The 15,130-nt window shown below is 63.8% G+C and carries 12 protein-coding genes; 6 read left to right on the forward strand and 6 right to left on the reverse strand.

Annotation, left to right across the window (positions count from 1 at the left end):
• Positions 1–5: 5 nt before the first annotated feature.
• The 3 genes from CEX88_RS13000 to CEX88_RS13010 all read right to left on the reverse strand — a co-directional run bounded on the left by CEX88_RS13000 (position 6) and on the right by CEX88_RS13010 (position 3,247).
• Positions 6–425 (reverse strand): nuclear transport factor 2 family protein, encoded by a 420-nt coding sequence (locus CEX88_RS13000; RefSeq protein ID WP_202931479.1) that lies wholly within the window; start codon positions 423–425, stop codon positions 6–8.
• A 213-nt stretch (positions 426–638) separates the two neighbouring features.
• Entirely contained in the window at positions 639–1,679 is a 1,041-nt protein-coding gene (locus CEX88_RS13005; protein ID WP_094293786.1) for an LLM class flavin-dependent oxidoreductase, read from the reverse strand.
• 26 nt (positions 1,680–1,705) lie between these two features.
• Positions 1,706–3,247, reverse strand: coding sequence for an acyl-CoA synthetase (locus CEX88_RS13010; protein ID WP_094293843.1), 1,542 nt, complete (start codon positions 3,245–3,247; stop codon positions 1,706–1,708).
• A 353-nt stretch (positions 3,248–3,600) separates the two neighbouring features.
• Here CEX88_RS13010 and CEX88_RS13015 point away from each other — a divergent pair, with 353 nt between their 5' ends.
• A complete protein-coding gene (locus CEX88_RS13015; protein ID WP_094293787.1) occupies positions 3,601–4,746 on the forward strand; it encodes an amidohydrolase family protein in 1,146 nt (381 codons plus the stop codon).
• 107 nt (positions 4,747–4,853) lie between these two features.
• Here CEX88_RS13015 and CEX88_RS13020 read toward each other — a convergent pair whose 3' ends face one another.
• A complete protein-coding gene (locus tag CEX88_RS13020) occupies positions 4,854–5,369 on the reverse strand; it encodes an Rv2253/PknI dimerization domain-containing protein (protein WP_094293788.1) in 516 nt (171 codons plus the stop codon).
• Between the two features lie 337 nt (positions 5,370–5,706).
• Here CEX88_RS13020 and CEX88_RS13025 point away from each other — a divergent pair, with 337 nt between their 5' ends.
• Positions 5,707–6,915: a cytochrome P450 gene (locus CEX88_RS13025; RefSeq protein ID WP_094293789.1), complete on the forward strand. Its 1,209-nt coding sequence runs from the start codon at positions 5,707–5,709 to the stop codon at positions 6,913–6,915.
• Between the two features lie 3 nt (positions 6,916–6,918).
• The gene (locus CEX88_RS13030) at positions 6,919–7,560 is read left to right on the forward strand and encodes a TetR/AcrR family transcriptional regulator (RefSeq protein WP_094293790.1); all 642 of its coding nucleotides are present in this window, start codon (positions 6,919–6,921) and stop codon (positions 7,558–7,560) included.
• Here the strand turns inward: CEX88_RS13030 and CEX88_RS13035 are convergent.
• Positions 7,544–9,097, reverse strand: coding sequence for an aldehyde dehydrogenase family protein (locus CEX88_RS13035; protein WP_094293844.1), 1,554 nt, complete (start codon positions 9,095–9,097; stop codon positions 7,544–7,546). The two genes, CEX88_RS13030 and CEX88_RS13035, sit on opposite strands and share 17 nt — an antisense overlap.
• Before the next feature lie 106 nt (positions 9,098–9,203).
• Here CEX88_RS13035 and CEX88_RS13040 point away from each other — a divergent pair, with 106 nt between their 5' ends.
• On the forward strand, positions 9,204–10,418 hold the full coding sequence (locus tag CEX88_RS13040; protein ID WP_094293791.1) for a CaiB/BaiF CoA transferase family protein: 1,215 nt from the start codon (positions 9,204–9,206) through the stop codon (positions 10,416–10,418).
• 79 nt (positions 10,419–10,497) lie between these two features.
• Here the strand turns inward: CEX88_RS13040 and CEX88_RS13045 are convergent, their stop codons facing one another.
• Positions 10,498–12,681, reverse strand: a complete 2,184-nt coding sequence (locus tag CEX88_RS13045) for a molybdopterin-containing oxidoreductase family protein (protein ID WP_094293792.1) — start codon at positions 12,679–12,681, stop codon at positions 10,498–10,500.
• Between the two features lie 66 nt (positions 12,682–12,747).
• On the opposite strand from CEX88_RS13045, the gene CEX88_RS13050 reads away from it, so the two are divergent.
• Positions 12,748–13,893, forward strand: coding sequence for a thiolase family protein (locus CEX88_RS13050; RefSeq protein WP_094293793.1), 1,146 nt, complete (start codon positions 12,748–12,750; stop codon positions 13,891–13,893).
• Positions 13,894–13,895: 2 nt separating this feature from the next.
• A complete protein-coding gene (locus CEX88_RS13055; protein ID WP_094293794.1) occupies positions 13,896–15,125 on the forward strand; it encodes an amidohydrolase family protein in 1,230 nt (409 codons plus the stop codon).
• The last annotated feature ends 5 nt before the right edge of the window (positions 15,126–15,130 follow it).

Here is a 15,130-nt window from a genome sequence, read left to right on the forward strand (position 1 = left end):
ACGCTTTATGATTCCGCCGTGGGGTCGGTGAACCCCGCGAACCTCAAAGGGTTCAAATACTCTTTATAAAGGCTGATCTTGCCGCGCTCGAATCTGAAGACGGTGATATAGCTGTTCCGGTAGATCTCGCTGGTCCCCTTCTGCGGGCATTCGCTGTGGTACTCCACGATAACGGAGTCGGCATCGCGGATGTCATACCAGTCGTCATACGTGAAGTTCATTGAGTCGAACATCAGGGGCACGGAGTTCCGCAAATGATCGGCGATCGCGGAACGTCCCTGCACGGGCGGCACGCCGTCCACGAAAGGTAGGAACATGACTGCGTTTTCGGCAAGGCAAGCGGCCACCCGCGCGAAATCCAGGCGGCCGATGCTGTCCAGGAACTCAGTGACGATGCGGACTCTTTCGCTGAACGTTGGAGGCATTGACTGTTCCTTCTCAGTACACGATTTCGGAGGCGATGTGACATATGGATTCATTCGTGCATAAAAACGCCTATGGGCTGGTGCTCGAAGCTGTGATCGTAGTCTCGTGAACACAGCTTTCATCCGTTCTCTTACGGCTGACTGACGTTGGATTCCCATCAGAGGGAAGCCGTTCGTAGCCGACCTCGCGCGTCGATCGTGGCGATCAGGTTGTCAGCGCACTGACGGAATCACCCTGTCCGCGAACAGCTGTGCATACTCGATGAATCGAGCTGCGGGCAGACCGGGCGGTCTCATCATCATGAAGTGGTCGATCCGCATCCGTTCTTTGAGCGCTTTGAAGTAGGTGACGGCATCGTCGGGTGTGAGGATTTGAAGGATGCCGCTCTGCTTAAACGCGTCGAGGTCCATCGGATCCATCGAGCCGTCCATCCCAAGGGCATTGTCCTCATTCATCCAATTGCTGTAGCACCTGTAGACATGATGGTAGTAGGGCGATAGTTCGTTCATGGCCCTCTCGGGGTCCTCCGCGACGGTCAGAAAAAGCCCTGGTACCCGGATAGCGATCCCGGCGGGATCCCTGCCGGCTTGAGCCGCCGTCTCAAAGTAGAGATCCCACAGCTCTTCGTTACCGAAATAGCCGTCGGCGTACTTGACAGCCCGCTGCATCGCCTTCTCCACGAAGCCTCCGATGTAGAGCGGGATCTTCCGGCGGGGCGGCGGGGGTACGATCCGTGCGTTCTGAAGGGCATAGTGACGTCCAGTGAAGTTCACAGTTTCACCCGTCCACAACGCACAAACGATGTCCAGAAACTCGTCAAATCGGCTACCTCGCCTGCCGAAGGCCTCACCGTTCATCTCGTATTCACGCCGCCGGTATCCGATTCCGACGGCGGTCTCGAGTCGCCCGTTGGACAATAAGTCCAGAACAGCACATTCCTCGGCGAAGCGCACCGGATGATAGAGCGGTGCAATCGCGACCGCCGCACCGAGGCGAATGTGTTTAGTCCGGGCGGAGATTGCCGCCAGTGCGAGGTGAGGCGTAGGCATATATCCATCGTCGGCGCCATGATGTTCGGGTACCCACGCGCCACAAAATCCGACGCTCTCGGTCCATGCGACGACGTCCAACGTCTCCTCGTAAATCGCCTCCCAAGGGCGATGCCACTGCTCAGGATTGCGAAAGTCGTACAGATAACCGAACGTCAGGGGGGGCGGTGCAGTCGTCCCTTCGGTCGCCCCTGCATTCTCCAATATGGGTTCTCCTCTCACGCAGCCCTTCAGACCACACGTGTCTCGTGGCCCTCCCAATACCGGTCGCGAAGCAGCCGCTTGTAAAGTTTGCCGTTGGGATCTCTGGGTAGACTGCCGACGAAGTCAACCGTCCGCGGACACTTGTAGGTGGCCAACTCGGCGCGACAGAATGCGATGAGCCGCGATTCGAGAACAGAGTCAGCAGCGACGTCTGAAGCCAGTTGTACAACTGCTTTGACCGTTTCGCCCATCTCCTCGTCAGGCACCCCGATTACCGCGACATCGTTGACTGCGGGATGACCCATGAGGATATCTTCGACCTCTTGGGGATAGATATTCACGCCCCCCGACACGATCATGTTCGCCTGACGGTCGGTTAGATAGAGATAGCCATCTTCGTCGAGAAATCCCATGTCTCCCAACGTTCGCCACCGGCCGCCGCTGCTCACCGAGGCCGTCTTGACGGGATCATTGTGGTATTCGAAGGGGCGGCCACCGGAGAAGTACACAATGCCAACCTCGCCTCGGGGTAGCTCGTCGCCCCCCTCGCCCAGGATCCGGCATTCTTCCGTCGGTCGCCCGACCGAACCTGGGTGGGCCAGCCACTCCTCGGACGATATGAACGTGGCGCCGAGATCTTCGGTTCCCGAGTAGTATTCGTCGATGATCGGCCCCCACCAGTCGATCATCTGCCGCTTCACCGCGACAGCACAAGGTGCCGCCGTATGCAGAACTCTGCGGAGGCTGGACACGTCGTATCGCTCGCGCTCCGCTCTTGGAAGCCGAAGCATGCGCACGAACATCGTCGGCACAAACTGCGCGTGCGTGACGCGATAGCGTTCGATCAGTTCGAGACATTCGCTCGGATCGAACCTCTCCATCACGACGACCGTGCCGCCGACTCGATGCCAGGACATCGACCCGACAAGTGGCGCGGAATGATATAGCGGTGCTGGGCACAGATACACCGCGTCGCCCCTGGGGTAATCCGCAGTCAGACTCAGCGCGATCTGCGCAGGCACCGATTCTGGATCGCCGAATGCATTGTCAGGTAGCGGCTTACGTATGCCCTTTGGACGTCCGGTGGTGCCCGAGGAGTAAAGCATCTCGCGTCCCTCGCGCTCCTCACCGATGGTAAAGGAGGGGTCCGCGGCCAGTACCTCTTCGTAGCGTTCGAAAGAATCGAACCCACCACCTGTAGCTATACGCACCGGTATTCGAGATGTATCCAGGCGCGAGAGCACCTCAGCCAGCGCCACATCGGAGATCAGGGCCTTGGCCCCGCTGTCATCGAGTATGTACTGGACTTCACCAGGGCGCAGGTGACTATTTACCGTGGTGTAGTAGAGGCCGGAGCGCTGCGCCGCCCAAACGGCTTCTAGGAAGGAGCGGTTGTTACCCATCAGGACAGCAACGTGATCGCCGGCCTCCAGACCGCGAGAACGAAGCGCCCCAGCCAGCCGAGCTGACCGGTCCTCGAGTTGGCGATAGGTCACCGTCTCGCCGGTCAATCCCATGATGATCGCCGGCCTGTCCGGCGCCAGAGCAGCGTACGCACGCGGCGACATCGCCGGTCTCGTTGAGTGCTCTCGCCGGCTCACCATGTCGACATCGGATTGGACCATTCAGCCGAGGTCCAAGTCGCGGAGGGTCTTCTTGGGAATCTCCACTGCGTCGGCCCCCATGGTTTTCCGAGATCTTGCGCACGACAGGACGGGATGTGGCCACGAACCACGTCGGCCAAGACGATAACATAGAAATAGTTGACTAGGTCGTATCTCGCGACTTAGCGTTGTGTTTTGAGACTGCCGGTCGGCTGGCCTACGGCGTGTCCGGCGAAGCTCGCAGTGGCGTCAAGCGGTTAAGCCGCGACGCCCCGCGGTAGGCCTCAGCGAGGTAGAAATCGAGGGTAGGGACGGCGATGGCCACGCGACAAATCCAGGAACGGGTCGCTCCAAGCGAACGGATACCCGTTCGGTGTGTCGACTCAGATGTGCATCCGGCGCCACGCAGTGGCGAGCTGATTCAGTACATACCGGAGCCGTGGCGTAGCAGCTACTTCTTGACGCGGAAGGCGGGTGAGCAAATCTTCTATGACGCACCCGATTACGCACACGCATCCGCAATGCGAGTGGACGCGTTCCCCTCCGACGGCGAGTTCGCCGGCAGCGACCCCGATCTTGCCTTCAAGCAGTTGATTATGGAGGCCGGCGCCGACATAGCCGTTCTCGAACCAATTCACGCATCCTGCCGCTTGGCGGAAGCGACAGCAGCCATCTGCTATGCGAATAACACTTGGCAGGCCAATCATTGGCTCGATAGCCACAACAACTGGCACGAACGTTGGCGAGGCTCCATCTGTGTGGCGATCGAAGACCCTGAAGGTGCGGCCCGCGAGATCGAGCGCTGGGCCGACCACCCTTACATGGCACAGATCCTTATCAACGCCGAGCCGCGGCCGTCATGGGGAGACCCGAAGTATGACGCCGTGTGGCACGCGGCCACCAAACATGACATCACCGTGAGCTGCCATTTAGGACGAGGCCAGCATGAGGAGCTCCCGCAGCCACCGGTGGGCTTCCCCAGCTATAACCACGATTTCATGGTCACCTATTCATTGCTGGCGGCCAATCAGGTGATGAGCCTGATCTTCGACGGGGTTTTCGACCGATTCCCCACGCTGCGAATCGTATTCATCGAGCATGCCTTTACTTGGATTCTGCCGCTGATGTGGCGGATGGACGCCATCTATGAAGCCCGCAAGTCCTGGATGGACATCAAGCGGAGACCTTCCGATTATGTGAAGGACCACATCAAGTTCACCACCCAGCCACTTGACTACCCCGAGGATAAGACTGAGCTCACCAAGGCGCTCGAGTGGATGGAATGCGAGAAGATCTTGATGTTCAGTTCGGACTACCCGCACTGGACGTTCGACGATCCACGCTGGCTCGTCAAGCACCTGCCGCAGCACGCAAGAGAAGCCGTGATGTTCGGCAACGGCATCGCGACCTACCATCTCCCTGAGACAGTTCCAGCCATCGAGGGCCAAACTCGGATTTTCTGAGCAGGAGTTCGGAAACCGGCCGTTGGCTGCCGTCGGTTGCCGATGCGTCGCTGGAAGATGTCGATGCGGCATCCAGTACGGCTACCGAGCGGGCGCAGCGTTTACAGTCAGGCGAGCTTTCGCATGTGCAGCGGCATCGTGATGACGACCCTGGCGTTGGTGCCGCAAGCTCCACTGGGTCCCTTCGTGGTGTCGGAGCCGGTCAAGATGTTTGATTCCGGTTTCCGGAGGCCGCTGGCGTCGACTGGATAGAACATGAACATCTGAGCCCCGGGGGCCGCCGTACCGTCTGGACAAGGCACCCAGTTCTCGATAGTTCGGCGCACGATCCAGCGGTCGACCGTGTATTCAAGGGGCGCGGTCCAACCTCGATCACTGGTGACCTCGCCCGTGCATGCAGTCGGGCTCGAACAGGTCGAAGATATCGTCCAGATGCTGTTCACCGTAGCTTGGTCGAAGTAAACGCTGTTCGTCTTTGCCCTATCTCCATCCGAGGTCACCGCAAAGTCGCCCTCGAGCTCGATGCCGTACGTCTCCGCGGACGCCACCGTCGATGCCGCAATGCCGCACAGTCCCATCGCCGCTGCGGTGATCGCCGCCGCGGCGACACGCGCGTTGTCCATGGTCACTCCTCACGTTCAGGAATCATCATATGAGCTGACTGAGTCACACTGAACCAGGGAAGTGAACCACCGACCAGGGCGCGTCGCCCAGAATTAGCCGATTTTGATCTCCGAGGCGGCACTATTTCGTCCACCCGGCTCCAAGGATTCTCGGCGCCCCGGACGCGGGTGGATCACCGGCCAGGACCTCCAGGTCGACGCCGGCTTCATCATCTCGATGCTCGCGGGCGCACCAGTGCAGCTCTGAGAACAGGAACTATCGTCACGTAGCCCTATACTGTAAGCTTTACAGTACCCATGCAGGTTACCTGTCCGGATCAGACGATGGAGATCAGCCGTGGATAGCCCCGTACAGGATGTCACGGTCGACGAGACCTTCGACCTGCTGCGAGACCCCTACCCCTTGTTCGCGCAGAAGCGGCGGGAAACCAGCGGCGTGTTTCGCGGCAGCGTCATGGACTGGTCCCAGGCGCCGGAGGCGATGCCGGAAAACCTGTATGCGGCCGTGTCTTTCGACGCCGTCAACCGAGTCTTCCGCGACGGCAAGGTCTTCAACTCACATATCTACGACAACACCATCGGCCTGTTCATCGGACCGACCATCCTGGCGATGGAGGGCAAGAAGCACTGGGACCACCGCAACCTGGTGTCCTCGGCGTTCAAGTCGAAGTCGTTGGCGCGCTGGGAACCCGAGGTCGTCCGCCCGGTGGTCACCGCGCTGATCGACGAGTTCATCGACGACGGGCGCGCCGACCTGGTTCGGGATTTCACGTTCGAGTTCCCGACCCGCGTCATCTCCAAGCTGCTGGGCCTGCCCGAGGACGACCTGCCATGGTTTCGTAAGCGGGCCGTCGAACTGATCAGCTACCACGTCCGATACAAGCGCGCATTCGAGGCGTCCGCCGCGCTGAAGGACTACTTTCTGGCGCAGATCGACAAGCGCAGGTCCAAGCCGACCGAAGACATCATCGGTGACTTGGTCACCGCCGAGATCGACGGCGAGAAACTCAGCGACGAGTCCATCTACTCGTTCCTGCGGTTGCTGCTTCCCGCCGGCCTGGAAACCACCTACCGGTCGTCGGGAAACCTGCTGTACCTCTTGCTCACCCGTCCCGAACAATTCGCCGCAGTACAGGCCGACCGGGAGCTCATCGGCCCGGCCATCGAAGAAGGCCTGCGGTTCGAGACGCCGTTGACCACCGTGCAGCGCTACGCGACCGAGGAGACCGAACTCGAAGGTGTCATTCTCCCCGAGGGTTCGGTGATCGACGTATGCATCGGATCGGCCAACCGCGACGAGAACCGTTGGGAGCGTTCCGAGGAGTTCGACATCTTCCGGAAGCGGATACCGCACATCTCCTTCGCCGCGGGTGAGCACACCTGCATGGGTCTGCATCTGGCACGCATGGAGACCCGGGTGGCGCTGGAATGCCTGCTGGACCGGCTCACCAACATCGAACTCGTCACCGACGACAACCCACACATCGCCGGTCAGCCCTTCCGGTCACCCACCGCGCTCCCCGTGACGTTCGATCCGGTCGGCTGATCCGTGGCCAAAGCCGCGAGCGGCCGTACCCGCCAGCGCCGTGACCGCGGCTCGATCAGTGCCGAGGAGATCCTCGAGGGCGCACTGCAGGTCGCACAGGAGGTCTCGATCGAGAACCTGAGCATGCCGCAGCTCGCCAAGCACCTCGGCGTCGGCGTCACCAGCATCTACTGGTACTTCCGCCGCAAGGACGATCTTCTCGACGCGATGACCGACCGGGCGTTGGAGCGGTTCGAGTTCACGGTGCCGACCATCTCGGCGTCGAATTGGCGAGAGTCGTTGCGCGATCACGCCTTGACCATGCGCAAGCGGTTCCGCGCTGACCCGATCCTCTGCGATCTGGTGTTGATCCGCGGGCAGTACGGACACCGGGCGATGCACGGTGCGCTGCAGAAACTGGGGCAGCCGATCGGGGCACTGGTCGAAGCGGGGCTCACCGTCGACCAGGCGGCCGAGACGTATGGCGCGATCTCGGTGCACATCCGGGGTTCGGTGGTTCTCGAGCGACTCCAGGAACGCACCGAGGGCTTCCCCGCCCAGCGCGACGACGGTGGCCGCTACATCGGGTTCGCCGACGACATCGACTTCGGCTACATCCTCGACAGCATTCTTGACCACGCCGAAGCGATCATCGCGGCGGCGTAGCACCCGTCTTCGGCGCCCGGTAGGCCACCGTCTTCGTCTCGAGGTACTGCTCGAAACCCTCGACGCCACACTGCCGTCCGACACCGCTGCTCTTGAAGCCGCCGAACGGCGCATCCGCCCCGTAGAACATGCCGCCGTTGACCCCGAACGAACCGGTGCGGATGCGACGGGCGATCGCCATCCCCCGCTCCAGTGAGCGCGACGAAACGGCGCCCGCCAATCCGTATGCGCTGTCGTTGGCGATCCGCACCGCCTCGTCGTCGTCATCGAACGGCAGCACCACCAGCACCGGGCCGAACACCTCCTGCTGAGCGATCGCCGCGCTGTTGTCGACGCCGACGATCACCGTGGGCGCCACGTAGTGTCCGTTCGCGAGATGCTCGGGCAGATCGGCGACAGAACCGCCGCCCGCGGTGATCTCGGCGCCATCGGCGCGCGCCTGCTCGATCGCGTCGAGGACCCGCGTCTTCTGCGCCGCGCTGATCACCGGCCCGACCAGGGTGTCGGGATTGACCGGATCCCCCACCGGCACAGCCTGATAGGCCGCGGTGATCGTGTCGACGGCCTCGTCGTAGCGCGACCGGTGCACCAGCATGCGCGTCGTCGCAGCACATGCCTGTCCCGCGTGAACGCAGACCCCGACCGCGGATCCGATGATCGCCGCGGGTGGCGCGTCGTCGAGCACGATCGACACCGACTTGCCGCCGAGTTCCAGGAACATCCGCTTCATGGTGTCGGCGCCCTGCCGCATGAGCAGCTTGCCCACGGCGGTGGAGCCGGTGAACGAGATCATGTCGACACGCGGGTCGGTGCCGAGCAGGCCGGCCACGTCGTTCGACGGGGTGGGCACCACGTTGACGACGCCGGGTGGGATGTCGGTGTGCTCGGCGATGAGCCTGCCGAGCCGGGTGGCGTTCCACGGCGTGTTCGGATCGGGCTTGAGCACGACGGTGTTGCCGGTTGCGAGTGCGGGTCCGAGCTTGTTGAGGATCACCTCGATCGGGAAGTTGGACGGGGTGATCGCCGCGACGACGCCGACCGGATCCTTGACGACAGTGCGCACGTTCCGGTCACCGAAGAGTCCACCGCCCTCGAGCGTGCGCTCCCATTCGAAGTCGAGCATCAGGCGCGCGGGGTACCGTAAGCCGTCTGCCAACGGCCAATTCAATTGTGCGGATTGGGTTGTCATCGCCGGACAGCCGACCTCGGCGATCAGCTCCTCGCGCAGCTCTTCCTGTTCGGCTTCGATCGCGGCCTGCAGCTGATCGAGGCACCGCGCGCGCAGGCGTCGATTGGTGGTCCAGTCGGTCTCGTCGAAGGCGTGGCGGGCGGCCGCGATCGCACGATCCATGTCCTCGGCTTCGGCGGCGGCCGTACTCCCCAGCAGTCGGCCGGTGGCCGGGCTCAGGTTGTCGAACTGTGCACCGGAGGCCGATGACACGAGTTGCCCGTCGATGAGCATCCGCGGTTCGGCGCGTCCCGCGGCGCGCTCGCCGACCTCGATGCTGGTCTCGGTCCGTTCGTCGACGTCACTCACCGGCACCTCGTAGACTCTCTTTGCGGGACGACTAACTGTAATGCTTACAGTAAGTTTACCCAACAGCCGGAGCACCACGTACGAGGGAGCCGATTTGGTCAAGGTCATGGAGGGCGTGCGCGTCCTCGAGGTCGCACAGTTCACGTTCGTTCCGGCCGCGGGGGCGATCCTCGCCGATTGGGGCGCCGACGTCATCAAGGTCGAGCACCCGGTGCGCGGTGACACTCAGCGCGGCTTCATCAACATGGGCGGATTCCAACTCGACCCCAATCGCCATCCGCTGATCGAACACCCCAACCGCGGTAAGCGCAGCGTCGGCATCGACGTGTCGATCCCGGAGGGTCAGGAGGTGCTCTACGAGATCGCCAAGACCTCCGACGTCTTTCTCACCAATTATCTTCCCGCCCAACGGCAGAAGAACAAGTTCGACGTCGAGCACATTCGCGCCGCGAACCCCGACATCATCTACGCGCGCGGCAGCGCTTACGGCGACAAGGGACCCGAGCGCGACGCCGGCGGTTTCGACGGCACCGCGTTCTGGACGCGCAGCGGAGTCGGGCACGCCTTGACCCCCGAGGAGATCGGCGGCGCGCTGTCGCAGGGCATCCCGGCGTTCGGCGACTCGATCGGCGGGATGAACATCGCAGGAGGGATCTCGGCCGCGCTGTTTCACCGGATGCGTACGGGCGAGGCGGTCGAACTCGACGTCTCGCTGCTGAGCACGGCGTGGTGGGCAGGCGGTGCCAGCATGACACAGGGCATGGAGACCGGCGAGACCATGCGCTCGCTGATGCCCGATGCGACGGGACCGAGCGTGAACCCGTTCATGGCCAACTACCTGACCTCCGACGGCGGCACGATCAACCTGTGCATCGTCAGCCCGACGGGATACATCCGCGACGCGTTCGAACACCTGGAACTGCCAGAGCTCGCCGACGACCCCCGTTTCAGCGACGTGATGCCGTTGATCGAAAACGCGGCCGCCGCAGTGGATTTGATTCGTGAGAAGATTCGCAGCAAGCCGTTCGAGTACTGGCGCCAACGGCTGAAGACGATGAAGGGCCAGTGGGCGCCGTTCCAGAGCTTCCTCGATCTGACCACCGACGAGCAGGCGCTCGCCAACGACATGGTCGTCGAGGTCGAGGCGGCAGACGGGGGCGAGCCCTTCAAGGTCGTCCGCGGCCCAGTGCAGTTCAACCACGAGCCGCTGGAGACGACGCGTGCGCCGCAGGCCAGCGAGCACACCGAGCTGGTGCTGATGGACATCGGCATGGACTGGGACCGCATCGAGGCGCTGAAGGAAAAGGGCGCCATCGCGTAGCGTTCTTCTGCGCGAGCGACCGTGTCTGCCCACGGACGCGCCGCGACAGGTGTGCATTTCGCGGTCGCTCGCGGCGAAGCTACGCCCGCTCGACGCGGATGGGCACACCCGTCAGCCACGCCATGCCCGACAGCGCCTCGACATCGGCGGGGTCGCTGGACGTCAGCTGGTTGACGTTCGCGCCGCCGGCCCGGTTGGCCAGCCGCCAACTCCCAGTTCCCTTGTGCCCCCAGCCGTGTGGCACCGCGACGACCCCGGGCACGAGGTCCTTCGTCGTCAGCACCGGCACGGTGATGGCGCCGTACGGTGACGCGATCCGCACCTCGTCGCCGTCGACGATATGCAACTCGGCCGCGTCGTCGACGTGCATCAGAGCGTGCTGACGACGATCGCCACGCATCAACAGCGGCGAGTTGTGCATCCACGAGTTCTCCGAGCGCGGCTCGCGCAACCCGATCATCCGCAGCGGATAGCCGTCGGGCACCGCGCGCCGCGACAGCTTCTCCACCTCGGCGGAGATCCCCGGATGGGCGAGCCGAACCCGGCGCGACACATAACCGACGGCCTCGCGCAACACACCCGTGCGGATGTTCGGCGCGACCACGACGCCGTGCGGATGCTGCTCGGTCAACCGCCGCAGCGACAGCCCGCCCCGTCGCAACCCGAACCTGTCGCCGCCCTCCGACATCCGCACCAGGGCGTCCATCATGGTCCGCGGCGACGCCTCGAAACCCAACAGCCGCAGAACCTTCTGCACACCGGAGAACACCGCGAAGGCCGGCACGCGACCGGCCAACCGCCGGGCCAGGTCCTCGACGATGTCCCACTCCCCTCGCGCCTCCCCCACCGGCGCCAACACGGCTTCGGTCGCCTGACGGAACGGCGTGGCCTGAAACCCCTGGAACGTATACGGGAAATCGTCGCGTTCGTACATCGTCGTCACGGGCAGGATGTAGTCGCACTGCGCGCTCGTCTCGGTGACGTAGAAGTCGAGCGCGACCGACAGCTCCAGCTCACCGAACGCCGCCTCGAGTTCCTCACCGTTGGGCACCGACAGCACAGGATTGCCTGCGGAGACGAACATCGCCCGGATCTGGTGCTCGCCAAGGGTCGTGATCTCCTTGGCCATCAGCGCGCCAGGCTCCGATCCGATCGCGCTCGGGATCCCGCTGACCCGCGAGCGCTTGCGCCGGTAGGACCGCCGCATCACGGCGCCCATCGCGACGTTCTGCCACTTCTGGCCGACGGTGTGCATCGAGCTGAACACCGAACCGCCCGGCACGTCGAGATTGCCGGCCACCAGATTCACCGCGTCGATCAGGTAGGTGGTCAGCGTGCCGTGGCTGCCGACGCAGGTGCCGAGCCTGCCGTACACGGCCGCACCCGGTGTGGTCACCAAGTCACGGGCCAGCCCCCGCACGCTGTCCGCATCGATCCCGGTCTGGGCGGCAGTCGACTCCGGAGTGAACGGACGGCACAGCTCCCGAAGCCAGTCCACGCCGTCGGCCTTCCGTTTCACCGCGGCCACGTCGACCAGCCCTTCGGCGAACATCACCTGCAGCAGCGAGAGCAGCAGCAGCGAGTCGGTGTCCGGCACGATGCCGAGCCATTCGAACGCCACGGCGGTCTCGGACCGCCGAGGGTCGACAATCACCACGCGCCCACCGCGCTTGACGATGTCCTGCATGCGGTCCTTGATCCGCGGCGCGGTGAGAAAACTGCCATGCGAGACAACCGGATTCGCGCCCATCATCACCAGGAGGTCGGTTCGCGTGAGATCCGGGATGGGCACCGACGTCGGCACACCATAGAGCAACTGGCTCGCGATGAGCCTACTGTTGGTGTCCTGCGACGACGCGGTGAAGTAGTGACCGTGACGGCCGAGGCCCTTCATGAACAACAGCGCCGCGAAAGTGTGCGCGTAACTGAAGGCGCCGGGATTGCCCATGTACCACCCGACCGAACCGGAGCCGTGGCGGCGCAGGATCGCCGAAAGCCGGGCCGCGATGTCGGCCATCGCCTCGTCCCACGTCACCTCTTCGAACCCGGACGGCCCGCGGCGCAGCGGCCGCGTCACCCGATCCGGATCGTTGACGACCTCGGTGAACGCGATGCCCTTCTGGCAGGCGAAACCGGCGGACAGCGGGTGGTCCTTGTCCGGCCGCAACGCTACGAGGCGACCGTCCTCGACGGTCGCGATCATCCCGCACAACGGCTCGCAGATCCGGCAGAAGGTCGGCTTGTTCTCGATGACCGGCGCCACGCCGATTACGATACTGTAAGAGTTACAGTTACACGTCGGATCGGCGTTGACCAGAGAGGATCAGGCATGCACGACGTGGCGATCATCGGTGTCGGACTGCATCCGTTCGGCCGCTTCGAAGGCAAGTCCGCGATGGAGATGGGCGTCGACGCGATCTTCGCCGCCGTCGCCGACGCCGGACTCGAGTGGCGCGACATCCAGTTCGCCACCGGGGGCAGCTGGACGGTGGCCAACCCCGACGCGATCGTCGGCATGGTCGGGCTGTCGGGCATCCCGTTCACCAACGTGTTCAACGCCTGCGCCACCGCGGCCAGCGCCGCGAAGGCCTGCGCCGACGGAATCCGGTTGGGCGACTACGACATCGGCATCGCGATCGGTCTGGACAAACATCCGCGGGGCGCGTTCACCGAAGACCCCGCCCTGGTCGGCATGCCGCGCTGGTACGCCGAGAACGGTCAGTACCTCACCACCCAGTTCTTCGGGATGAAGGCCAACCGCTATCTGCACGAGCACGGCATCTCCCAGCAGACGCTGGCCAAGGTGGCGGCCAAGAACTTCCGCAACGGCGCACTGAACCCCAACGCGTTTCGCCGCAAGCCCATCCCCGAGGACCAGATCCTCAACTCCACGATGCTGAACTATCCCCTCACGCAGTACATGTTCTGCGCTCCGGACGAGGGTGCGGCCGCCGTTGTGATGTGTCGCGCCGACATCGCCGAGCGCTACACCACCAAACCGGTGTACCTGCGCGCGGTCGAGGTCCGTACCCGTAAGTACGGCGCCTACGAGGTGAACACCACGTTCGCACCCGTCGATGAGGACGTCGCACCCACCGTCTACGCCGCGAAAGCCGCGTTCGAAAAGGCCGGCGTGGCACCGCAGGACGTCGACGTCATCCAGCTGCAGGACACCGATGCCGGCGCCGAGATCATCCACATGGCCGAGTGCGGTTTCTGCGCCGACGGAGACCAGGAGAAGCTGCTGGCCGACGGGGCCACCGAGATCACCGGATCGCTGCCGATCAACACCGACGGCGGGCTCATCGCCAACGGCGAGCCGATCGGCGCGTCGGGGTTGCGCCAGATCCACGAGTTGGTCCGCCAACTGCGCGGCGAAGCCGGTGATCGCCAGGTGCCCGGCGAGCCGAAGGTCGGCTTCGCGCAGCTCTACGGCGCACCCGGAACCGCCGCCGCGACCATCCTGACGAGGTGACCATGACCCAATTCACCGGGGCTCCGATCTTCGACGCCGACCAGCACATGTACGAGACGGCCGACGCGCTGACCAAGTACCTGCCCGAGAAATTCTCGCGCGCCGTGCAATTCGCGAAGTTCGGCCGGCACACCCGCATCGTCATCAACAACCGCGTCAACGACTTCATCCCGAATCCGACGTTCGAGCGCGTCGCCGCGCCCGGCGCCCACGAGAAGTTCTTCGCCGGCGAGAACACCGAAGGCCTGACGCTGCGCGAGATGCAGGGCCCGGCGATCGAAGCGCCCGCCGCGACGCGCAACCCCGACGACCGCATCGTCGAACTCGACCGGCAGGGCGTTGTCGAAGCATTGAACTACCCGACCTTGGCCAGCCTCATCGAGCACGCCACCGCCGATGATCCCCAACTCAGCCTCGCGATCATCCACGCCCTCAACCAGTGGATGTGCGAACACTGGACCTTCAACTACCAGAACCGGATCTTCTCCACGCCGATCATCAACCTCTCCGAGGTCGACGGTGCGCAACGCGAACTCGAGTACATCCTCGACAACGGCGCCAAGGTCGCGCTCGTGAAGCCGGGACCGGTTCGAGGACTGCACGGTTGGCGCTCACCGGCGCTGCCCGAGTTCGACCCGTTCTGGCGCGACGTCGAAGCTGCCGGGTTGCCCATCGTGCTGCACGCGAGCTATCCCCCGCTCGACGACTACGTCGGGCAGTGGGAGCCACCGCACACCCAGAACTTCATGGCGCAGAGCGCGTTCCGGTGGATGGTGCTCGGCCACCGCGAGATCGCCGACATGATCACCAGCCTGATCTGCCACGGCACGCTGACGCGCTTCCCAAAGCTGCGCATCGCCAGCGTCGAGAACGGCAGTTCGTGGATCGGACCGCTGTTCAAGGACTTCGACGACCTCTACCGGAAGATGCCACAGAACTTCGGTGAGCATCCGCACGAGGTGTTCCGGCGCAACATCTGGGTGAGCCCGTTCTGGGAGGGTTGTGTATCCGACGTCGTCGAGACGGTCGGCTGGGACCGGGTGCTGTTCGGCTCGGACTACCCGCATCCGGAGGGCCTCGCCGAGCCGAAGGGCTTCTGGAAGTACGCCGAAGGCATGGACGTGCGTCGCACCTACGACTTCATGGGCGACAACGCGCGCCGGTTCATGGGCCTGCCGATCGCCAACCCGGACCCGGACGCCGTCAGACCGCCCGCGCTGTCGGACGCCTGACGAGC

The sequence above is a fragment of the Mycobacterium neumannii genome (assembly GCF_002245615.1).
Lineage (GTDB): Bacteria > Actinomycetota > Actinomycetes > Mycobacteriales > Mycobacteriaceae > Mycobacterium > Mycobacterium neumannii_A.